Annotated in this window: 19 protein-coding genes, 1 other RNA gene and 1 other annotated feature; of the genes, 3 read left to right on the plus strand and 17 right to left on the minus strand. The window is 44.2% G+C overall.

Annotation, left to right across the window (positions count from 1 at the left end; translation table 11 throughout):
• Window positions 1-132: 132 nt before the first annotated feature.
• The 9 genes from AC0VX1_RS18210 to AC0VX1_RS18250 form a co-directional block, all read right to left on the minus strand.
• Window positions 133-1,311: an ABC transporter substrate-binding protein gene (locus tag AC0VX1_RS18210; RefSeq protein ID WP_475468259.1), complete on the minus strand. Its 1,179-nt coding sequence runs from the start codon at window positions 1,309-1,311 to the stop codon at window positions 133-135.
• A 549-nt stretch (window positions 1,312-1,860) separates the two neighbouring features.
• On the minus strand, window positions 1,861-2,568 hold the full coding sequence (locus tag AC0VX1_RS18215) for an ABC transporter ATP-binding protein (RefSeq protein ID WP_413024440.1): 708 nt from the start codon (window positions 2,566-2,568) through the stop codon (window positions 1,861-1,863).
• On the minus strand, window positions 2,568-3,347 hold the full coding sequence (locus tag AC0VX1_RS18220) for an ABC transporter ATP-binding protein (protein ID WP_413024438.1): 780 nt from the start codon (window positions 3,345-3,347) through the stop codon (window positions 2,568-2,570). Before AC0VX1_RS18220 ends, AC0VX1_RS18215 begins: the two co-directional genes overlap by 1 nt.
• Window positions 3,322-4,293 carry a branched-chain amino acid ABC transporter permease gene (locus AC0VX1_RS18225; RefSeq protein ID WP_034308758.1) on the minus strand — a complete coding sequence of 324 codons (972 nt, stop codon included), beginning with the start codon at window positions 4,291-4,293 and terminating at the stop codon, window positions 3,322-3,324. Before AC0VX1_RS18225 ends, AC0VX1_RS18220 begins: the two co-directional genes overlap by 26 nt.
• A gap of 13 nt (window positions 4,294-4,306) precedes the next feature.
• Window positions 4,307-5,185, minus strand: a complete 879-nt coding sequence (locus AC0VX1_RS18230; protein ID WP_413009891.1) for a branched-chain amino acid ABC transporter permease — start codon at window positions 5,183-5,185, stop codon at window positions 4,307-4,309.
• Window positions 5,186-5,262: 77 nt separating this feature from the next.
• The gene (locus AC0VX1_RS18235; RefSeq protein ID WP_413024436.1) at window positions 5,263-6,450 is read right to left on the minus strand and encodes an ABC transporter substrate-binding protein; all 1,188 of its coding nucleotides are present in this window, start codon (window positions 6,448-6,450) and stop codon (window positions 5,263-5,265) included.
• Window positions 6,451-6,639: 189 nt separating this feature from the next.
• The gene (locus AC0VX1_RS18240; protein ID WP_048684392.1) at window positions 6,640-7,401 is read right to left on the minus strand and encodes a tRNA threonylcarbamoyladenosine dehydratase; all 762 of its coding nucleotides are present in this window, start codon (window positions 7,399-7,401) and stop codon (window positions 6,640-6,642) included.
• A gap of 111 nt (window positions 7,402-7,512) precedes the next feature.
• Window positions 7,513-8,661 carry a M20 family metallopeptidase gene (locus tag AC0VX1_RS18245; protein WP_475468262.1) on the minus strand — a complete coding sequence of 383 codons (1,149 nt, stop codon included), beginning with the start codon at window positions 8,659-8,661 and terminating at the stop codon, window positions 7,513-7,515.
• A gap of 888 nt (window positions 8,662-9,549) precedes the next feature.
• Entirely contained in the window at window positions 9,550-9,954 is a 405-nt protein-coding gene (locus tag AC0VX1_RS18250) for a nuclease-related domain-containing protein (protein ID WP_475468264.1), read from the minus strand.
• A gap of 122 nt (window positions 9,955-10,076) precedes the next feature.
• On the opposite strand from AC0VX1_RS18250, the gene AC0VX1_RS18255 reads away from it, so the two are divergent.
• The gene (locus AC0VX1_RS18255) at window positions 10,077-10,310 is read left to right on the plus strand and encodes a hypothetical protein (RefSeq protein ID WP_475468265.1); all 234 of its coding nucleotides are present in this window, start codon (window positions 10,077-10,079) and stop codon (window positions 10,308-10,310) included.
• A 38-nt stretch (window positions 10,311-10,348) separates the two neighbouring features.
• Window positions 10,349-10,600: a hypothetical protein gene (locus AC0VX1_RS18260; RefSeq protein WP_475468267.1), complete on the plus strand. Its 252-nt coding sequence runs from the start codon at window positions 10,349-10,351 to the stop codon at window positions 10,598-10,600.
• A 22-nt stretch (window positions 10,601-10,622) separates the two neighbouring features.
• On the opposite strand, the gene ssrS is transcribed toward AC0VX1_RS18260, so the two are convergent.
• The 4 genes from ssrS to AC0VX1_RS18280 form a co-directional block, all read right to left on the minus strand.
• Window positions 10,623-10,808, minus strand: a non-coding RNA gene (gene ssrS, locus AC0VX1_RS18265) — 6S RNA.
• 84 nt (window positions 10,809-10,892) lie between these two features.
• Window positions 10,893-12,662 (minus strand): aspartate--tRNA ligase, encoded by a 1,770-nt coding sequence (aspS, locus tag AC0VX1_RS18270; protein WP_057276615.1) that lies wholly within the window; start codon window positions 12,660-12,662, stop codon window positions 10,893-10,895.
• 12 nt (window positions 12,663-12,674) lie between these two features.
• Complete coding sequence (hisS, locus tag AC0VX1_RS18275) at window positions 12,675-13,946, minus strand: histidine--tRNA ligase (protein ID WP_098186796.1); 1,272 nt, start codon at window positions 13,944-13,946, stop codon at window positions 12,675-12,677.
• 99 nt (window positions 13,947-14,045) lie between these two features.
• Window positions 14,046-14,282, minus strand: a binding site (T-box leader).
• 79 nt (window positions 14,283-14,361) lie between these two features.
• Window positions 14,362-14,535: a hypothetical protein gene (locus AC0VX1_RS18280; RefSeq protein ID WP_048683752.1), complete on the minus strand. Its 174-nt coding sequence runs from the start codon at window positions 14,533-14,535 to the stop codon at window positions 14,362-14,364.
• A gap of 129 nt (window positions 14,536-14,664) precedes the next feature.
• Between AC0VX1_RS18280 and AC0VX1_RS18285 the strand changes: the two genes are divergently transcribed.
• Complete coding sequence (locus tag AC0VX1_RS18285; protein ID WP_475468270.1) at window positions 14,665-16,434, plus strand: SH3 domain-containing protein; 1,770 nt, start codon at window positions 14,665-14,667, stop codon at window positions 16,432-16,434.
• 66 nt (window positions 16,435-16,500) lie between these two features.
• Here the strand turns inward: AC0VX1_RS18285 and dtd are convergent, their stop codons facing one another.
• From dtd to recJ, 4 genes are all read right to left on the minus strand, one after another.
• On the minus strand, window positions 16,501-16,944 hold the full coding sequence (gene dtd / locus AC0VX1_RS18290) for a D-aminoacyl-tRNA deacylase (RefSeq protein ID WP_053535817.1): 444 nt from the start codon (window positions 16,942-16,944) through the stop codon (window positions 16,501-16,503).
• A gap of 15 nt (window positions 16,945-16,959) precedes the next feature.
• Entirely contained in the window at window positions 16,960-19,158 is a 2,199-nt protein-coding gene (locus AC0VX1_RS18295) for a RelA/SpoT family protein (protein ID WP_034308787.1), read from the minus strand.
• A gap of 313 nt (window positions 19,159-19,471) precedes the next feature.
• Window positions 19,472-19,984 (minus strand): adenine phosphoribosyltransferase, encoded by a 513-nt coding sequence (locus tag AC0VX1_RS18300; RefSeq protein WP_034308789.1) that lies wholly within the window; start codon window positions 19,982-19,984, stop codon window positions 19,472-19,474.
• Window positions 19,975-22,350 (minus strand): single-stranded-DNA-specific exonuclease RecJ, encoded by a 2,376-nt coding sequence (recJ, locus tag AC0VX1_RS18305; protein ID WP_475468272.1) that lies wholly within the window; start codon window positions 22,348-22,350, stop codon window positions 19,975-19,977. The genes AC0VX1_RS18300 and recJ overlap by 10 nt, the downstream gene beginning before the upstream one ends.
• Window positions 22,351-22,353 lie beyond the last annotated feature (3 nt).

The following is a 22,353-nucleotide window of genomic DNA, read 5'->3' on the forward strand; positions in this document are numbered from 1 at the left end:
AGTGATTAGTCCAGACTCTTTTCATTCCGCTAAGGGGATGTTCAGCACCCTGGCATGCTTGAAAAATGAGAATTCGCCAGCACCTTCTTATTATGGAAGGGCCGGCGAAAGGGTTGGAGTTATTCTCCGAAATTAAGGATTGATTTTTGTGTTGAATACTTGTTTTCCTTCTTTAAATTCAAGGATGGTGGCAGATTTGATTGGATTATGTTTTTCATCCAATGTGAATGTACCCGTAACAAGCTCAAGGTCAGCCGTTTTTTCCAGCGCTTCTTTGATTTTTTCCGAATCCGCTGAACCAGCACGTTTAATCGCGTCTGCAAGGAAGTATCCTGTGTCATATCCTAGGGCATTGAATGCATCCGGTGACTTATCTTTGTATTTCGCTTTAAATGCTGACACAAAATTCTGAATTTTCTCATCAGGATCACCTGAAGAATAATGGTTCGTGATGAACGTATTATTTAGAGCTTTTGCACCGGCAATTTCAACTAGCTTAGGAGAATCCCAGCCGTCGCCGCCCATGAATGGAACGTCAAGTCCAGTTTCCCGTGCCTGCTTCACGATCAGACCAGCTTCCTCATAGTAACCAGGAAGGAAAATGAAATCAGGTTTTGCCGATTTCAAACGAGTCAATGTGGAACGGAAATCAGTATCCTTCGCAATGTAAGCTTCCTGAGCAACAACTTTTCCGCCATTCTTTTCGAATTGTTCTTTAAAGGCTGCGGCTAACCCTTTTGAATAATCACTTGAGCTGTCAATATAGATGGCTGCACTTTTCGCTTTGATTTCATTAGCGGCAAAGTTTGCAGCTACCGTCCCTTGGAACGGATCGATGAAGCTTGTCCTGAAAACGTAATCGTTCAATTTATCCTTGCTGAAAGTGATTTCAGGGCTTGTACCAGATGGTGAGATGACCGGCACTTTATTATCTTGGGCAATCTGTACTTGTGCAATCGAGTTCGTGCTTGTTGCTGCGCCTACGATCGCTGCAACCTGATCTTGTGATGTCAGCTTGATCGCCCCGCTTGTCGCTTCGGACGCTTCAGATTTATTATCGACTTTAATTAGTTTGATTTTTTTACCGTCAATGCCTTCTTTATTGATTTCTGCAGTTGCAAGCTCCAGACCTTCTGCAATCGATTGTCCATATGAAGCGACACCGCCTGATAATTCAAGGTTGACACCGATTTTGATCGTATCTCCATCCCCGCTTGATTTATCTGATGAACCAGAGCCGGAACAACCCGCTAGCACTCCTGCAGCAAGTGATAGAGAAAGGAATGCACTTGCTAATTTTTTCTTTTTCATAAATAATCCCCCCATTTTGTAATCAAGCTCTGATGCATGAATATTTATTCATGATCCTTCAGAAAAAAATTGATTAGATGAAATGTTTCAAATTAAATTAATATTTCGAAAAATAGTTTACCGCATAATTTTCATTCCGTCTATACAATAATCGCGAGAAGATTTCGGTAATTAGGATATTTTTCACAGGTAGTGCTCTGTCATTTTTATCTTTATATATTTTAAATATTGCGACAATAGGCGATATAATCAGAAAAAACGAATAATTAAATTATATTGATATTATAAATTCCTTACTTACAGATCAAAAAATTTTATTCATTCTCTAATTTTCCCCATCCTATTAATTACATTTTTACCAAAATACAAGTATATTGATAGGGAATTAAACCCAGTTTTTGCGTGTTTTTTTAGACTTAATTCCTATATCAAAATTGAATAATACTATATTGGATGTATAAAATCATGCATGAAACCCTGTGCTTTTTTATCTTTTTGCATATTTTGCATAACCCGATCAACAAACAAAAAAACCGCCAAACGGCGGTTTTAGTGGCCTCCTAAATAGGCCATTTTTATTTCTTCACTTGATGTTAGTTCCTCTGCATTGCCCGATAGGACGATTCGGCCCGTTTCAACGACATACGCCCGATCTGCAATGGATAAGGCGAGGTTGGCGTTTTGCTCGACCAAAAGGATCGTTGTGCCGGACTCACTGATTTCCTGGATGATGTTGAATATTTGCTTCACCAGAAGCGGTGCAAGGCCCATCGAAGGTTCATCGAGCAGTAATAATCGCGGTTTCGCCATTAAGGCCCGGCCCATTGCAAGCATCTGCTGTTCGCCGCCTGAAAGCGTGCCAGCCTGCTGTTTGATTCTTTCCAGCAGCCTTGGAAATAGCTCGTATACCTTTTCCATATCCTTTTGGATGCCATCCTTGTCTTTCCGCAAATAAGCTCCAAGCTCCAGGTTTTCGGCCACCGTCATGTTGGCGAAGACACGTCGTCCTTCAGGCACATGGGATATGCCCAGTTTCACGATGGCCTGTGCCGCTTTTCCCCCAATCGAATCGCCTTCGAACAGAACTTTTCCTTGCTTTGGTTTTAACAGACCGGAAATCGTTTTGAGCAGCGTGCTTTTTCCCGCTCCGTTCGCCCCGATCAAAGTCACGATTTCCCCTTCATTTATCTCCATGGAAACCCCTTTTAGCGCTTGGATATTGCCGTAATAAACATTGATGTCCTCTATTTTCAGCATCAGGAAACCTCCTCCCCTAGATATGCCTCGATAACCTTTGGATCGTTGCGGATTTCTTCCGGCTTTCCGTGAGCGATGAGCTGTCCATGATCGAGGACATAAATCCGTTCGCATACACCCATGACCAGTGACATATCATGTTCGATGAGCAAAACGGTAAGGTTGAACTCATTCCGGATAAAAGCAATGAGGTTCATTAATTCTTTCGTTTCATGGGGGTTCATCCCGGCTGCCGGTTCATCCAGTAAAAGAAGTTTCGGATTGGCGGCAAGGGCACGGGCGATTTCCAGCCGCCTTTGCTGTCCGTATGGAAGATTCTTCGCTTTTTCATCCTTAAAATGGTCAAGATTGAAAATCCGCAAAAATTCGAGTGCCTTTCCATCCATTTCCTTTTCCCCTGAAAAATGTCCGGGCAACCGGAATATGGAGCTTGGAATTCCATGCTTGGCAAGCGAGTGGTAAGCAACCTTCACATTATCGATCACGGATAACTCACTGAAGAGACGAATGTTTTGAAAGGTCCTCGAGATCCCTTTTCGGGTAATTTTATAAGGCTGCTGCTTATTTAGATTTTCCCCGTTCAAGGCGATCGTTCCTTCTGTAGGGACATACACACCCGTCAATAAATTGAAGAAGGTCGTTTTCCCAGCTCCATTCGGCCCGATCAGGCCTACAAGTTCCCCTGGAAATAATTCCACGTTCACATCGGACACCGCTTTCAATCCGCCAAAGCGTATACCCACCGAATCTACCTTAAGCAACGGTATTGTGGCTTCCATCCTTTGGGCCCCCTTTCGTTTTTTTATGTGTGAACAATGATGTGATTTCTTTTGTTCCCATTAACCCCTGCGGGCGGAAAATCATCATCAGGATCAGGACAAGACTGTAGATGATCATCCTCGTTTCCGGATAATCCTGAAGGAATGTCGTCACGATCGTCAGTAAAATGGCGGCCAAAACCGAACCTGAAAGACTTCCAAGACCGCCAAGTACGACGAAAATCAGTATATCGAAGGATTTCAGGAAACCGAAATTCGATGGCTGGATAATATAAAAATTATGGGCATAGAGCGATCCGGCAATTCCGGCAAAAAAAGCTCCGATGACGAAGGCCGCCACTTTATAATAGGTCGTATTGATTCCCATCGCATCAGCCGCCGTTTCATCTTCCCTTACGGATATGCATGCACGCCCGTGAGTCGAATTGGTGAAATTCCTGATGACTAAGACGGTGATCATGACACAGGCAAAAACCCATGGCCAAGTAGTCAGGTGGGATACCTGCATCCCGCTTGCACCGCCTACATATTCAATATTCAAAAGGACGATCCGGACAATTTCCCCAAAACCAAGGGTGGCTATCGCCAGGTAATCCCCCTTCAGGCGCAAGCTGGGTATCCCGATCACCATACCTGCAACAGCGGCGATGACGCCCCCAGTCAATACAGCTATGATGAAAGGAAGTTCCAGCTTCATTGTCATGACTGCCGAAGCATAGGCCCCAACCGCTAAAAAACCTGCATGCCCGATCGAGAACTGCCCGGTTATTCCAATGATTAAATGAAGGCTCGTCGCCAGCATGATATTGATGCCGATGAACATGAGCGTGTTGATATAAAATGGATTGAGGATACCGTTTGAAATGGTGTACTGCATGATTCCGAAAAAAATAAGTGCGAGCACGATCGAGAGCCAAAAACCCTTTGAATTCTTTAAAGTAGTCATCGCCATGTCTCCCCTACACTTTTTCTCTTTTATTTTTACCGAATAGTCCCTGCGGCAAGAAAATCAAAATCAAGATAAGTACGACGAAAGCCACACCATCGCGCCATAATGAGTAACCGGCGGCACTGACCAAAGCCTCGATCACTCCAAGCAGCAGACCGCCGACCATCGCTCCCGGAATGATGCCGATGCCGCCCAAGACGGCTGCAACAAATGCTTTGAGGCCAGGAAGGACACCCATCAACGGTTCGATTTTAATATAGTAGATGCCAAAAATGACACCAGCCGCCCCTGCCAGGGCCGAACCTATGGCGAACGTAGCGGAAATCGTATTGTTCACATTGATTCCCATCAGCTTGGCCGCCTCGGAATCGAATGAAACGGCACGCATCGCTTTGCCGATTTTGGTTTTATGGACAACGAATTGCAGGATGATCATTAAAATGATGGATACGGATAAGATCAATATCGATTGACTGCTGATGGAAACTCCGAATATATCGAGTTTATCCATCGGAAGGACATTACTTGGATAGGCTTCCGGCTGGGCGCCCCGGATGTAAATCAGCCCATTTTCTATCAGAAGGGAAACACCGATGGCCGTTATCAAGGCCGCAATCCGTGTTGCATTACGAAGGGGTTTATAAGCAATGCGTTCGATTAAAACGCCAAAGATGGCACATGTGGCCATTGAAATCAATAAAGCCGGGATGAAGGATAAGTCCATTACGGTAATGGCGTAAAAGCCCACAAATGAACCGACCATGAATACGTCTCCATGGGCGAAGTTTATGAGTTTGACGATTCCATACACCATCGTATAACCAAGCGCGATCAAAGCATAAATGCTTCCGAGTGAAATGCCATTTACCAATTGCTGAATCAGTTCCATATTGCACTCTCCCCGTTAAGGTGTTTTTTAAGTGAATATAGGATAGGGGGGGACTTGCCCCCTATCCACGTAAGGTATTATGGATTGATTTTTGTTTTGAATGTTTGTTTGCCATCCACATATTCCAGGATGGTCGCCGATTTGATCGGATCATGATTTTCATCAAGGTTCAGCGTTCCGGAAACTAATTGAAGATCTTTGACATCTTCCAACGCTTGTCTGATTTTTTCAGGGGAAGCATCTCCAGATCTCTTGATGGCGTCTGCCAGGTAGTACCCAGTGTCATAGCCAAGTGCAGCAAAGGCATCCGGTGTTTTATCGTATTCCTTTTTGAAGGCTGCAACGAAATCCTGGATTTTTGCATCTTCATCTTCTGGGGAATAGTGATTCGTGATATACGTATTTTTTAAAGCTTCCGCTCCGGCAATTTCAACGACCTTCGGGGAATCCCAGCCGTCCCCGCCCATGAATGGAAGGTCCATGCCGTCTTCACGTGCCTGTTTTAGGATCAATCCGACTTCCTCATAATAACCAGGAAGAAAAACGAACTCAGGTTTTGCCGATTTGATACGTGTCAATGTAGAACGGAAATCAGTATCTTTCGTTACATAAGCTTCTTCCGCCACGATTTTACCGCCCTTGGCAGTGAATGCTTCTTTAAAAGCTGCGGCCAGTCCTTTAGAATAATCGCTTGCGCTATCCACATAGATCGCAGCCGTCTTTGCCCCTATTTCGTCAGATGCGAAATTGGCTGCCACCGTACCTTGGAATGGATCGATAAAGCAAGTTCTGAACACATAATCATTTAATTTTCCAGCTTTGTTGGTAATGTCGGGATTTGTTGCAGTTGGTGTGAGTAGAGGAACTTTATTATCCTGTGCGACTTGAACCTGTGCCAATGTATTCGTGCTTGTCGCAGATCCGACTACAGCCACAACCTTGTCCTGGCTGACTAACTTGATCGAACCGCTTGTAGCTTCTGCTGCATCTGATTTATTATCAACCTTCACGATTTCCAGTTTTTTACCGTCGATGCCCTCTTTATTAATCTCATCGATGGCCAGTTTCAAACCATCGGCAGCCGATTGGCCGAATGATGCCGTACCTCCGGATAATTCAAGGTTGGCCCCAATTTTGATTGTGTCACCCGATTTTGATGAACCTCCGCTTGAACTGCTGGTTTTCGAGTCGCCGCTGCAACCTGCCAGCGCCCCTGCAACCAAAGAAAGTGATAGAAACACTCCTGCTAGCTTTTTCTTCTTCATTTGAAACCCCCTTGTTTTAATATGTTCTTTTAAACAAATAGAATATCTGAATAAAAATAATATTCTGAAAATATAGTGTATCTCATTCTTTCGACCCCGTCTATATGATATGGATAAAAAAGTTATTTAAAGGAATATCTACTATTCGCCACAAAAAAACTGACCCTTTATAGAGTCAGTTGATTTTTATCAATCATTTACACGGCGAACTTCAATGTCTTTCAATAGATCATTGATCACCCAACTTGCTGCAATTAAGCCCGCAACGGATGGTACGAAAGCATTCGAAGACGGAGGCATTTGGGCTTTACGGATTTTTGCCTCATCATTGCCGACTTCTTTCCGCACATCCTCCCGAATGACAATAGGGCTCTCGTCGGAAAAGACAACGGGAATTCCCTTTGTTATGCCCTCTTTACGCAATCTAGTACGAATGACCTTGGCAAGCGGATCGGTATGCGTTTTGGAGATATCGGCAATTTGAAAACGCGTCGGGTCCATCTTATTAGCGGCCCCCATGCTTGAAATCACCTTGATATTCCGTTTGAGGCACTCCTTCATCACATGGATCTTGTAAATGACCGTATCCGATGCATCAATGACATAGTCCAAGCCATAACTGAAGAATTCTTCAAACGTCTCTTCTGTATAGAACATTTTAAGAGCGATCACTTCGCAGTCGGGATTGATATCTTGAATGCGATTTTTCATCAATTCCGCTTTCGGTTGACCGACTGTTGATAATAGAGCATGAATCTGCCTGTTTACATTTGTGATGTCGACATCGTCTTTATCCACAAGAATAATACGGCCTACCCCGGAACGTGCCAATGCTTCGGCTGAAAATGAACCGACGCCTCCAACACCCAGGACTGCAACGGTCGTATTTTTCAGTATATCGATTCCTTCCTTGCCAATTGCCAATTCATTTCGTGAAAACTGATGCAGCATATATATTCAACTCCAATAAATTCTGTTCTTATTTAGCTTCCCAATTAACAATATATCATAAACATCATTAATGACAAGCGAAATATGAGCAGTCTAATCGGAATTAGTGTGCTAGGTCATTTTTGATAATTTTTGAATGACAGTTGCCAATAGGAGTGTCCTTTCCGTAAGGCTGGGAATTTCCAAATACTCCTCTTCACTATGTGCATTCCCTCCAATGGGGCCGAGTCCATCCACTGTCGCGATTCCCAAATCAGAAGTGATGGAAGCATCCGAACCTCCACCCGTGGCCGTATCCGTGATTTCGATGCCGATTTCCTTCCCAGCCTGGCGGATCGTCTCTAAAAGCAAGTTCGTTTTCTCATTCTTTTCCATGGGAGAGCGGTCCATTTTCCCGCTTAATGTCGTTTTCGTTCCTGGAATATAGGTTTCGGCACAGATTTTTTTCAGTTGCTTGAGGATGATGGCTTCCTGCCTTTTTTCCGAAATCCGCACATCCACAAAAGCGGCAGCATGGGAAGCGATCATATTGACAGCGGAGCCCCCTTCAATTTTGCCGACATTCACGCTGATTCCTTTCTGCTGATCATTCAATCGATGTAAGGCGATGATCTTATGGGCCAATTCTTCAATTGCACTTCGTCCCTTTTCCGGTTCAATCCCTGAATGGGCGGCCACCCCCGCAATATCCACTTTAAACTGACCGCAGCCCCTTCTTGCCGTGACAAGCGAACCGTCCGTCCTTGCCGGTTCAAGAATTAGCGCAAACTTCTTATTGGCCGCTTTTTCCGATATGAGTGAAGCGGATGACGGAGACCCGATCTCCTCATCACTATTAAGAATGATCTGGATATGCTTATAGCCTGTCTGCCCCGTCTGTTTCAGGCAAAGGATCGCATAAAAAAGCTCAACCAAACTAGACTTCATATCCGCCACACCAGGACCGTATGCCCGATTTCCCTTCACTTTAAAAGGACGTTTTTCCGCTGTGCCCTCCGGAAAAACCGTATCCATATGGGCAACGACCAGAATATGCGGTTGATGCGCATCACGATGCTGGATGAGCAGCTGATTGCCATAATTCTGCTGCTCAACGGTATCCACAATAAAATCCAGACTTTCAAATTTCGTTTTCAAAATCGAACCAATTTCATCAATACCCTTTTTTGTATGAGAACCACTATCTATATTCACTAGCCGCTCCACTAATTGAAGCATTTCCATCCTCTTTGCATACAATAAATCTTTCAAAGCCCTCACTACTTTCTATCCTTAGCTGACTATTGCTCAACCTTACTATAATTTACGACTCTATATTGCGGAATGTTACTTAAATGGGAATATTTGAAGATTATTCGCTAGTTTTTGGTAGTTTTCTTTGAGTATGGGGTCTTTATTCGTGAGTCTGGATCGTTTACTCGTGAATTTGCGGCATTTACTCGTGAGTTTGCGGCATTTACTCGTGAGTTTAAGCCATTTACTCGTTAATTTGCGCCGTTTACTCGTGAGTTCGCGGCATTTACTCGTGAATTTTGCTCTTTTACTCGTGAATTTCCGCTGTTTACTCGTGAGTTCGCCATTTACTCGTGAATTAATCCATTAAGTTTATAAGCTCTATTTTTAAACTGCCCCGAATAAGGCAATTCCAGTGAAGACAGCATCCGCTGCATAATATCAATTGAATCTATTTGTAAAAAGAGCCGTGCTTGTTTATTTGTTATATTGGGTTTTATGAGGAGAGCAAAATCGCGAAGAGCTTGAATGTGGGCATCTTTGGAGGCGTAAGAACATTGACTGCATGACCATTTGCCCCAGTGATAGTGCATATGGAAAGCAGCGCATTCAGGACATTGAACGCTTTTTAGCAGATCTTGCTCATCGATTTGATATAAATTGAGTATATCAGGATTAAGTGGAGTGTTTTTTTGCAGAATCGTGTTCGAAAGTCTAGTGCTCTGCCTTTGGGTTAATTGCTTAGAAGGATACTTTTTTTCAAGGGTATTGATTTTGGTTATGAGGGTTTCTTTTCCCGTGATTTTTTTGAAAATGGGGGTAAAACCTGGGGTAGTCCTGATGATCGTATTCGAGTTTGCGTTGGCAATTAACGTTTTAATCGGCAGCGAGGGGAATTTGTGAAAAGTAAGCCAATCATTTAATCGGGATTTTTTGTACGTCGACCTGGATTAGCGGATCCAGATATGCCTGTTCCTGTCCATCTTTTGAACGAATCAATTGGGGATAGGTGCGGTCAAAATAGAGCGTTCCCGCAAAGTTTTTCACTTCAATGATGATACAGTAATTCCTGGTGATTATTAGGAAATCCATTTGAAAATAACGGCTCCCATCGTGGTCTAACCTCAAATCATGAAATACTCGGTATTCTTTCGGGAGATTCTTCAACTCCTTTCCAATACTCCGCTCCCCGTTAAATCCTGTACGAATTTTCCGGAAATCGTTCATTATTCTTTCCTGTTTTGGATGATTTGATGATAGCCTCCTGCTTAATGCCTCCAATTTGAGCATTTTCATAGGCATCTCACACGGTTTTAACATCCATACATCAACTCCTTCTTCTTAAGCTTCTTTATTAATGCCCTTTTTTCCTGCTAGGAACTGAAATCAGACGTTTTACCGTAAGTTTACTCTTTTTAATTCATGAGATTTGTAGCTTACTCGTGAATTTCCGCCATTTTACTCGTGAATTTCCGCTGTTTACTCGTGAGTTTGCACCATTTTCTCGTGAATTTCCGCTGTTTACTCGTGAGTTTGCACCATTTTCTCGTGAATTTCCGCTGTTTACTCGTGAATTTCTGCTATTTACTCGTGAGTTTGCACCATTTTCTCGTGAATTTCCGCCGTTTACTCGTGAGTTTGCACCATTTACTCGTGAATCTGCCGTTTACTCGTGAGTTTGCACCATTTACTCGTGAATTTCAGCTGTTTACTCGTGAGTTCGCCATTTGCTCGTGAATTTCCGCTGTTTACTCGTGAGTTTGCACCATTTTCTCGTGAATTTCCGCCATTTACTCGTGAATTTCCGCTGTTTACTCGTGAGTTTGCATCATTTACTCGTGAATTTCCGCCATTTACTCGTGAGTTTGCACCATTTTCTCGTGAATTTCCGCCGTTTACTCGTGAATTTGCTCCATTTACTCGTAAGTTAACTATTTTAATGCACAAAAAAACCCATGTTATTTAACATGAGTTGCTTTGTAAGGTGTAAGAGTCCCAATTGTGCCGTTTACGCCTTTGTTTTGAACCCGCTCTCCGCAGGTGGGTGCTCGGTTCCTCGCGTTTGTAAGTCCTCTTCGAGGGAGGCTTTTACGCGGCCAGGAAACTAGTGCTCCCGGTAACTATAAGTGTTCGGTCAAAACTTATAGGTTAAAGAACGAACACATCAGGACTCTTACTTGTTGAAAACATCATAGCATAATGCTTAACTCTATTTCAAGGAAAAACACATAGGTATTTTTTCATATTTTTCCCAAATGTTATTTTTTAAGTGCAGCAAGCCTTAGGTTAAGTTCGGCCAATTGCTTGTCACTTACGGTACTCGGTGCGTCAACGAGCAGGTCGCTTGCGCTTGCTGTTTTCGGGAACGCGATGGTGTCGCGAAGGTTCGTGCGGCCTGCAAGCAGCATGACCATGCGGTCCAGTCCAAGGGCGATTCCGCCGTGTGGTGGCGTTCCGTATTCGAATGCATCCATTAGGAAGCCGAATTGTGCGTTTGCTTCTTCTTCAGAGAATCCAAGAACTTTGAACATTTTTTCCTGAACGTCGCGTTCGAATATCCGCAGTGATCCACCGCCAAGTTCGTAGCCATTCAAGACAAGGTCATATGCTTGTGCACGGACGCTTGCTGGGTCTGATTCCAGTTTGTCCATGTCTTCACGGAATGGCATTGTGAATGGATGGTGTGCTGCATAGTAGCGTCCTTCTTCTTCGTCATATTCAAGTAATGGCCAGTCCGTCACCCATAGGAAGTTGAATTTGCTTTGATCGATCAAGCCTCTTTCTTTACCAAGCTTGATGCGAAGTGCTCCAAGTGCATCTGCGACTATGCCTTTCTTATCCGCCACGAATAGGATTAAATCGCCCACTTCAGCTTCCAATGCAGATACTAATTGCTCTTGATTTTCTGCGAAGAATTTGGCGATTGGCCCTTTTACACCGTCTTCTTCAACTTTTAGCCATGCAAGGCCTTTAGCACCGTAAATCGCTGCAAATTCAGCCAAGCCATCAATGTCTTTACGGGAATAATCCGCATTTCCGTCCTTAACGACGATCGCCTTAACTTGTCCTCCGCTTGCAACAGCACCGGTGAACACTTTGAAATCACTGTCTTTGACGATTTCGGAAACATCTTTAAGTTCCATTCCGAAACGTGTATCCGGTTTGTCGGAACCGTAACGGCTCATCGCTTCATTGTAAGTCATTCGAGGGAATGGCAGTGTTACGTCCAATCCTTTTACGTCTTTCATCACTTTAGCCATCATGTTTTCTGCCGTGTTAATGATATCTTCTTGGCTCATGAAGCTTGTTTCAATATCGATTTGCGTGAATTCAGGCTGTCTGTCAGCACGTAAGTCTTCATCACGGAAACAGCGGGCAATTTGATAATAACGTTCGAAACCGGATACCATCAATAGCTGCTTGAAGATTTGCGGTGATTGCGGAAGTGCATAGAACTCCCCTTCGTGTACGCGGCTAGGCACTAAATAATCACGTGCTCCTTCAGGTGTACTTTTTGTTAAGATAGGTGTTTCGATATCAAGGAAGCCTTCACCGTCCAAGTAATCACGGATCGCTTTTGTTGTTTTGTTGCGCATTTTCAATGTTTCGAACATCGCCGGACGACGCAGGTCCAGATAACGATATTTCAAGCGGATGTCTTCTGATACATCCGTTCTTTCATCAATGATGAATGGAGGGGTCTTTGCTTCGTTTAAAATTGTAACGTTTTCGGCTTGAACTTCGACGGTCCCTGTTGTTACGTTCGGGTTGAAGTTGGCTTCGTCACGTTTGATGACGGTCCCTTGGATATCAAGGACGTATTCATTACGGATTTTTTCGGCTGTGGCAAGCGCGTCTGCCGAAATGTCCGGATTGAATACGACTTGGACGACTCCGCTTCTGTCACGTAGATCGATAAAGATGACCCCGCCCAAATCCCGGCGTTTTTGTACCCATCCTTTTAATGTTACTTTTTCACCAATAGCTGCTTCTGTCACTTCACCATTGAAGTATGTTCTGCCAAACATGGTATTTCCCCCTTAAGCCTGTAGCTTTTTGAATTGTTCAACGAATGTTGCAAGATCCATTTGGACTTGTTCACCGGTTTCCATGAACTTTACATTGATTTTATTATTTGCCAATTCATCATCCCCAAGTGTCGCCACATATCTTGCTTCGAGGCGGTCGGCTGATTTGAATTGTGCTTTCACTTTACGATCTTGATAGTCTTTTTCGACGGTAAAACCGGCATTACGCAATTGATGGGCAAGTTTGACGGTATAATCCTTGGCTGTTTCACCTAGTGAGACAAGATAGCAGTCAATTCCCTTTTTGATCGGAAGCTCGATGTTTTCTGCTTGGAGGGCAGCAATCAGCCGTTCAATGCTAAGTGCAAAGCCGATTCCTGGTGTTTCCGGTCCGCCAAGTTCTTCAGCCAGCCCGTTATAACGGCCGCCGCCGCAAAGTGTAGTGATGGCGCCAAAGCCTTCTGCATCACTCATGATTTCAAATGCGGTATGATTATAGTAATCCAAGCCCCTCACTAGAGTCGGATCTTCGACGAAATCGATTTCCAAATCGCTTAAGTGCTGTTTCACCTTTTCGAAATAAGTACGCGATTCATCATTTAAATATTCAATGATGGAAGGAGCCGTGTTCATCAATTCGTGATCGTGATCCTTTTTGCAATCCAGGATACGCAATGGATTTTTTTCGAGGCGGTTTTGACAATCGCCGCAAAACTCGCCGATGCGTGGTTCGAAATGTTTGATTAACGCATTGCGATGCGCTGTCCGGCTTTCCTTATCACCAAGGCTGTTGATGACTAGCTTCAGCTTTTTCAAACCAAGTTCCTTGTACAGGTTCATCGCAAGTGACAGAACCTCTGCATCGATTCCGGGATCCTTACTTCCTAAAGCTTCGATGCCGAATTGAACGAACTGGCGGAATCGACCTGCTTGCGGACGTTCGTAACGGAACATCGGCCCGATATAATAAAGCTTGACCGGTTGATTGGCCCACCCGAACATTTTGTTCTCGATATATGACCTTACAACCGATGCAGTGCCTTCCGGACGAAGGGTTAAGTTCCTTTCACCGCGATCTTGAAAGGAATACATCTCCTTTTGAACGATATCGGTTGTATCCCCTACACCACGTAAAAATAATTCCGTGTGTTCAAAAATCGGTGTGCGGATTTCTTTATATTGGTAACGGTGACAAATATCACGCGCTGTGTTCTCGATATACTGCCAAATTTCCGTTTGGCCAGGCAATAAATCCTGGGTTCCTCTAGGAATCTGAATAGACATATGTGTTTCCTCCTTTAAAGCAAAGCGGCCTTTCTTATTCGGCACGCTATACTGATTTTTTCCAAACAAAAAACTCCCGCCCCTTGTAACGTAAATGTTACAAGGGACGAGAGTTTGGATATCCCGTGGTGCCACCCTAGTTGAAGCACAAAAAAAGTGCCCCCGCTCAAAAACAGTTAACGCCTGTTTTACGTCCATCTCCTATTAAGTAAATCCGTTCGGAGTGAAGCCTACGGAGGGTTCTTTCATTAAGTCATCATGTGGAATGCTTTCAGCCTCGGCATTTCCTCTCTTTTCATGTGTTTCTTAATTACTCTTCTCCATCATTGGTTATTGCAGTAATAAGTCTGATATTTTATAATCATACGGACGTTAACATCAAATGTCAAGGCAGACTGAGGATTTTTATCGCTTTTTACTGGTTCATACGTTTTTTCAAATTTTTGATCGTCCGGACATTGACCCCGAATTCGGATGCCAATTCAACAAGGTTTGCGCTTTGTTCCTTTTGGATGAAATCGTGAAAATCGACACCCAGTACTTGGTTGCCTCCGCTTAAGCTCGTTTGATCTTTTTCGCTGAATTTCATGTGGTTTCCCTCCTACAGTTATATAAGCTCTATTCTTTCCTAAAAAAATTGTTTTTTGCACAGGGAAAGAGGGAAATTTTCATTGAACGAGAATACATACATATAGACATTAAAAGGGAGAGACAACTTATGAAGAAGAAATCGGGTTTATTCGGCCTGACACTGATGCTGATATTCTCAGCGATTTTCCCCGTCCATCACGCTTTTGGAAAAGATGATGGGGAAAATATCGTGACGACCCAAGTGGTCAATGTGCGTGAAGGTGCAGGTCTCAGTTTCCCTATCGTAAAAAAACTGTCAAAAGGGGAATCGTATCCCATTCTGAATGAAGATGGCGACTGGATTGAAATCCGGATTGGCACCGGCAAATCGGGCTGGGTTGCCAATTGGTTAGTGGAGAGACAAACAGGGTCTGATACCAATCAGGTCAAAAAGGAATCCGGACAAGGGACGATATCAGGCAGCTCCGTCCGTGTCCGAACAGGTCCCGGCACTACATTTCAAACGGTTGGGTCCTTGAGTAAAGGAACTTTTGTTGACATCATTGAAAAGAATGAGAATTGGATAAAGGTCAAAACGGCGGATATTGAAGGCTGGGTCTCTGCTGACTACATAACGCTTCCCTCCGCATCAGAAAAAGCAGCGAAGAAAGATTCAACTAGGGAAAAAGGAACGAATCAATCCGTAAAAACCGGAGTAACTTTGGTGGACCGGCTCAATGTCCGTTCGGATCCATCAACAAGCAGTGCCGCTCTCGGAAAGCTGAATAAAAATACGTCAGTGACCGTCTACAGGGTTGAAAATGAATGGGCTGAAATTGATTTCCAAGGAACCCGCGGTTGGGTAGCTGAACCCTACATACAAGTAAGCGAAAATCATGTTGATATGAAAAAGGACACGGCAGGCGCTACTGCAAGGGTGACCGCCGCGGGTTTAAATGTCAGGAATGAAGCCTCGCTCAAAAGCAAGGTCATCGGTTCGGTGAACAAGGATGAGACTTACGCTGTGCTCCAAACAAAGGGAAATATGACACAGATCCAGCTCACTGGTTCAAAAAAGGGCTGGGTAGTGAGTTGGTACCTGGAAAAAGAGAATGTTGAGCAAACGGCGAAGGAAAAAAAGGTTGATGTAAAAGGAAACAAGATTACCATCATTCATGATGGTACGATCCTTAGAAATGAGCCGGATGGCAACTCGGGGATTGTAGAGCAGGCCAATGCAGGTGAAACGTTCACGGCATCAGGTATGGAAGGCGACTGGTATTCCATTAAACTAAAAGGCGGGAAAACAGCTTATGTGGCCGGATGGATCGTGACGATCGAAGGGAATGCGGAGCAGATCCAACGACCTGGCGTTGAGAAATACCTAAAGGATAAAACGATTGTGATCGATCCCGGACATGGCGGCAGGGATAGCGGTACAATCGGGGTCGGTGGAACACTTGAGAAAAACCTGACGATTCGAACGGCAGAATTGCTGAGGGACAAACTTCAGGCGGCAGGGGCTAAAGTGATCCTGACCAGGAGCGGAAATACCTATGTTCCACTCCCTTCCCGGGTCAGCACTTCACATATACATAACGCGGATGCTTTCATTAGCCTCCATTATGATAGCACCAAGGACCAGATCACCAGCGGGATAACCACATACTACTATCATGATTACCAGCGTACGTTGGCGGCGACACTGGCCAATTCAATCGGTTCCACCATGCAGGTGCCCAATCGCGGATCACGATACGGGGATTATCATGTGACCCGTGAAAATAAACGGGTAGCTACACTCATTGAACTAGGCTATTTAAGTAATCCAGTGGAAGAATTGACATTAACATCGAATGAGTATCAAGAAAAAATCACATCGGCCATCTATAATGGCTTGGCACGGTATTTTAAATAAGGACCAGAAAAGCCAGCTTCGTATAAGAAGCTGGCTTTTCTGCAAAAAAAAACCTGCCGCAGCAGGTCATTTCTTGCTTTCGAGTATTAATGTGACGGGACCGTCATTTGTAAGCTGAACATCCATCATGGCACCAAATTGACCTGTTTCCGTATGGACGCCTTTTTTGCGGAGTTCCTCGTTAAATGCTTCATATAATTCATTCGCCTCTTCAGGACGGGCGGCGTCCATGAAGTTCGGTCGACGGCCTTTACGGCAATCGCCGTATAAGGTGAATTGTGAAACGGATAAAATCGAACCTCCCACATCCAATAGTGAGTGGTTCATCTTTTCATTTTCATCTTCAAATATTCTTAGATTGACAATCTTTTCGGCCAAATAGGCGGCGTCATCGATCGTATCTCCATGAGTGACACCAACCAATAGGACAAGGCCGCTGTCGATTTGTCCGATTATTTGGTCTGCGACAACTACTTTTGCCGCTTTGGAACGTTGTAAAACAACACGCATGGCAATAAAAACTCCTTAGTTCATGATCCTTCTAACGGAATAAACATCTGAAATTTGTTTAATACGGTCGACAACCTTTTGCAAATGGGCAATGTTATGAATATAAATCGACATGTGAATGGTCGCCACCTTATTCCTGTCGGATTTACCCGAGACCGCTGAAATGTTGGTCTTGGTTTCATTGACGGCTTGAAGGACTTCATTCAATAAGCCGCGACGGTCATAGCCGCTGATTTCAATTTCCACGATGTATTCCTTGCGTTCGTTAATCGTACTTTCCCATTCAACCGGTACAAGGCGATGATCGGCATCCCCGCTATCCAGGTTCGGGCAATCTTGCCTATGAACTGAAACTCCACGGCCTTTGGTTATATAACCAACGATTTCGTCCCCTGGTACTGGGTTGCAACAGCGTGATAAGCGGATAAGCAAGTTATCAATCCCTGGTACCTGTACGCCCGAGTCACGTTTTTTAGATGTATTGGAGAAGGTTTTCAGATCGGCTACCGCTTCAGAAATATCCGCTTCTTGCTCGACCATTTTCTGCTTACGCCATTTTTCGGTAAGGCGGTTAGCTACCTGAAGGGCTGTTATTCCGTTATATCCGACTGCTGCATACATATCCTCTTCATTCAGGAAGTTGAATTTATCCGCAACGCGCCTGATATTCTCGGCAGCCAGGATTTCCTTCAGGTCGAACTCCATATCCTTGATTTCCTTTTCAACAAGCTCTTTGCCTTTTTCGATATTTTCTTCCCGGCGCTGCTTCTTGAAAAATTGGCGGATCTTATTTTTCGCTTGAGATGTTTGCGTCAGTTTAAGCCAATCCTGACTTGGACCATATGAATGCTTCGATGTTAAGATTTCTATGATATCGCCAGTTTTCAGTTTATAATCCAGCGGTACCATTTTCCCGTTCACTTTGGCACCAATCGTTTTGTTCCCGATTTCCGAATGAATCCGGTAAGCGAAATCAATCGGGTTGGATCCTGATGGCAGTTCGATGACATCGCCTTTTGGAGTGAAAATGAATACCATATCAGAAAAAAGATCTATTTTAAGGGATTCCATGAATTCCTCGGCATTAGTCGCATCATCCTGGAATTCAAGAATTTCCCGGAACCATGTCAATTTTTCTTCCAGTGAAGGCTGTTCACCGACATCTTTTCCCTCTTTATAAGCCCAGTGCGCTGCAACCCCGAACTCGGCAATGCGATGCATATCGGAAGTGCGGATCTGCACTTCCAGCGGATCGCCTTTCGGTCCGATCACCGTCGTATGGAGCGATTGATACATATTCGGCTTCGGCATCGCGATATAGTCTTTGAATCGGCCAGGCATCGGCTTCCAGCATGTATGGATGATCCCTAAAACGGCATAGCAATCTTTTATGCTATTGACGACGATCCGAACGGCAAGCAAATCATAAATTTCGCTGAACTGTTTATTCTGCAAAGCCATTTTGCGATAAATGCTGTATATATGTTTCGGCCTGCCGGATAGGTCAGCCTTAATGTTGACTTCCTCAACGTTTTTACGCACTTCATCAATGACTTCTTCCAGATAGTTTTCACGTTCTGCACGCTTTTTCTTCATCAGGTTGACGATTCGGTAATACTGCTGAGGATTCAAATACCTTAGTGCAGTATCTTCCAGTTCCCATTTAATCGTGCTGATACCAAGACGATGGGCAAGCGGTGCGAAGATTTCCAGCGTCTCGTTCGATATCCTTCTCTGCTTTTCCTGCGGCAGATGCTTCAATGTCCGCATATTATGCAGTCTGTCCGCAAGCTTGATCAAGATGACCCGTATATCCTGGGCCATCGCCACGAACATTTTCCGATGGTTTTCCGCCTGTTGCTCCTGCTGTGATTTGTACTTGATTTTCCCTAACTTGGTCACGCCATCCACAAGCATGGCGACTTCAGGACTGAAATTTTCTTCAATATCCTTCAAAGTGATTTCCGTGTCTTCAACTACATCATGTAAAAAACCTGCCGCAATGGTTGCAGGGTCCATTTCAAGATCAGCCAGAATGCCCGCCACTTGAATCGGATGAATAATATACGGCTCTCCCGATTTACGGAATTGTTCTCGGTGAGCATACTCTGCATACTTAAACGCTCTATGGATAAATTCAGCTTCTTCCGGCTGAAGATATAAGCTGGCCCGTTCTACAACCTGCTCGGCAGTCAATATTTGATCATTAGCCATTTAATCACCTTAACCCCACTTTAACTGCCACCGGATATGATCCGGATTGAGTATGATTGGTAGCACTTCATTCTGCAAAACGTGACAATTTTTGCGAAAAAAAATAAATCCGCTTAAACGGATAAAAGTGCAAATAAACTTATTAGCAGAAAAACTCTTTATTATTACTATTATCGAAAAAAAAGGCAAGGATGTAAAGAGTTAAACGTGTATTTTATTAAGAATAGTGCATTTTTTCACTGGAAATTCGACAAAATCCAGCTAAAATGGGAAAAACAGAAAGAGAGCACCCTGGTCAGAGTGCTCTCGTTTATTAAAAGCTCATTAATGTCAAGACATCATAGCCGTCTAATTTATCTTTTCCATCCAAGTCAGTCAATTCAATAAGGAAGGCAATCCCTGCTACAATTCCGCCAAGTTGTTCAACCAATTTGATCGTCGCTTCGATTGTTCCCCCGGTAGCTAATAAATCGTCCGTAATCAGGACACGCTGTCCAGGTTTAATGGCATCTTTATGGATTGTCAATACATCCTTGCCATATTCCAGTCCATATTCGACTTTTATCGTTTCACGTGGAAGTTTTCCTTCTTTTCTCACTGGCGCAAAGCCCACTTCCAATGAGTATGCGACTGGACATCCGATAATGAATCCGCGTGCTTCCGGCCCGACCACCAAGTCGATATTTTTATCGCGAGCATACTCGACGATTTGGTCTGTTGCGTATTTATAAGCTGCGCCGTTATCCATTAATGTTGTAATATCTTTGAAGACGATACCCGGTTTTGGCCAGTCTTGCACAATTGTTACATATTGCTTTAAATCCATTGCTTTGTTTCCTCCTCAAGGTCTGTTGCCTCATGAACTAAATAATGATTGAACCAATCGAATAATTGCTGATAGGAAGAATAAACAAGCTCTTGTTCAAGCTCAAATTGCTCTTTCTTTCTTGTATACGATTCAGATTCACTGAGATCGCGTTTTTTCGCATTGGTTGTGAGCATAATTAACCCATTTTCTATTGTAACAAAATCAAGCTCAAAAAACACCTTAGAAATGAATTCCACTGTATCCCTTGACCAGCCGCGATATTTGGCCAGGTCATCACCATATCTTTTCACATCAAGCGGACCCTTCTTGGCAAGGAAGGCATAAAACCATTTAAAATGATCCCTTGTCGGCATCGTACTTAAGAAATGGTCCTGTTCATGGGAAAGGTGAGCGTAGATACGGGAAGGGTTCTTTTTGGCAACCGCCCGTTTCAAATATACCCTGGACGGCGGCATGTCCATGAGTACCAAATGCCCTTCGAAGCAGTCGAGCTGCTCAGCATCCAGTTCATTCTCGATATGAACGAGATCTGGATGGTTTTGCAAAAATGGATATCTGCTATAAATATCTTCCGAGAAAATGACGATCTTCCGGTTTTGTGCAGGAATGTCGGCAAGCCACTTCTCTGCCTGTCCCTTGCCGCGGTAATCGAATAACTGCCAATGGTCCACCGAGACATCCTGGACAAAGATCTGGGGCTTTTTCATATTATTCCACTCATTGATGGAGAGCTCTCCAATCACCGAAACTTCAGCGTGCGGTGCTATTTCATCGACAAAATGACCGAGACCGAAGCCCACACCGTCAAGTTTGTGTTTTTCACCATCTTCCAGCTGAACCTTCAAGTGATTTTGGTTGGCACCAATTTTGCGGACACTTGAAAGTTGTACGGAATCAATCAAAATCTTCGGCTTGGGATTCGTAACCCCAAATGGTGCAAGCAAGCTCATTTCCTGAATCGTTTGAATGGAAACTTCAGCTAAAGTCGTAGCACCGTCCAAGTTTGTAATTGGTGTGAAGTCCTCTTCGTTCAGTTCTTCCTTCGCAATCAAGTTCATGCGGTCCCTAAGCTCCTGAACATCTTCTATTTTCAACGTCATTCCAGCTGCCATAGGATGTCCTCCGAAATGAGGCAGCATTTCACGGCATTGGGAAAGACTTTGAAAAAGATCGAAACCAACGATGCTCCGAGCAGAACCTTTAGCTAATCCCTTATCCCGATCATAGCTCAATACAATCGTCGGCCGGTAAAAGCGTTCAACAAGTTTAGAGGCCACAATCCCCACAACTCCGGCATTCCAGCCTTCCCTGCCGATGATGAGCACGCCATTGGACTCCGGCGGGAAGTTTTCCTCGACTTCAGCAATCGCTTCCTCAGCCATTGCTGCAACCATTTCCTGCCGCTCTTTATTGATATCATTGATTTCATTAGCAAGTTCCATTGCTTCTTCGAGACTTGCGGACATCAATAAATCAACAGCGGGATCGGCATCTCCAAGGCGGCCGACAGCATTGATCCTCGGTGCCATTGCAAAGCCGATCGATTCTTCATTCAATGCTTCCTGCTGAACATTCGCCACTTTCATTAACGCAACAAGTCCCGGGCGGCGAGTCAATCGTAACTGCTCGATGCCTTTCGCAGCAATGACGCGGTTTTCCCCTTGTAAAGGCACTAAATCCGCTATCGTGCCGATTGCCGCTATTTCAAGCAAATCCTCAGGCAATTCCCCAAGCAAGGCGTGTGCAAGCTTAAATGCGACCCCTACTCCCGCAAGGTCTTTAAATGGATAGGTACTGTCCTCAAGTTTAGGATGGATGATCGCCAATGCCTCAGGCAGCTGCGGTCCCGGTTCATGGTGATCGGTCAAAATATAATCCATGCCTAGCTCGGCGGCAAGCTTCGCTTCAGCGACTGCGGAAATTCCGGTATCGACGGTGATCAATACCTTCACACCTTGCTCGGCTGCAAGGCGGAATGCCATCGGATTCGGACCATATCCTTCTGTAAACCGATTCGGGATATAAAAATCAACATCGGCCCCCAATCTCGTCAGCGCGGTCATCATCACTGTGGTCGATGTCACGCCGTCCGCATCATAATCACCGAATATACGTATTTTTTCTCCATTTTGAATCGCTTCTTTTATTCTATATACTGCTTTATCCATATCCTTCAATAAAAATGGGTCATGAAAAGTTTGATTTTTTACAAATAAAAACGATCGGGCACTTTCAATCGTATCAAGGCCTCGATTCACAAGCAGGGCTGCAACCAAAGGTGTGATATGAAGCTCTTCAGCTAGTACAGCAACTTTGTTTTCATCGGCAGTTCGCAAGTTCCACCGGGTTTTTGGCTTTAACATTTA

It is taken from the genome of Peribacillus sp. QJM3NY_7 (assembly GCF_056173225.1).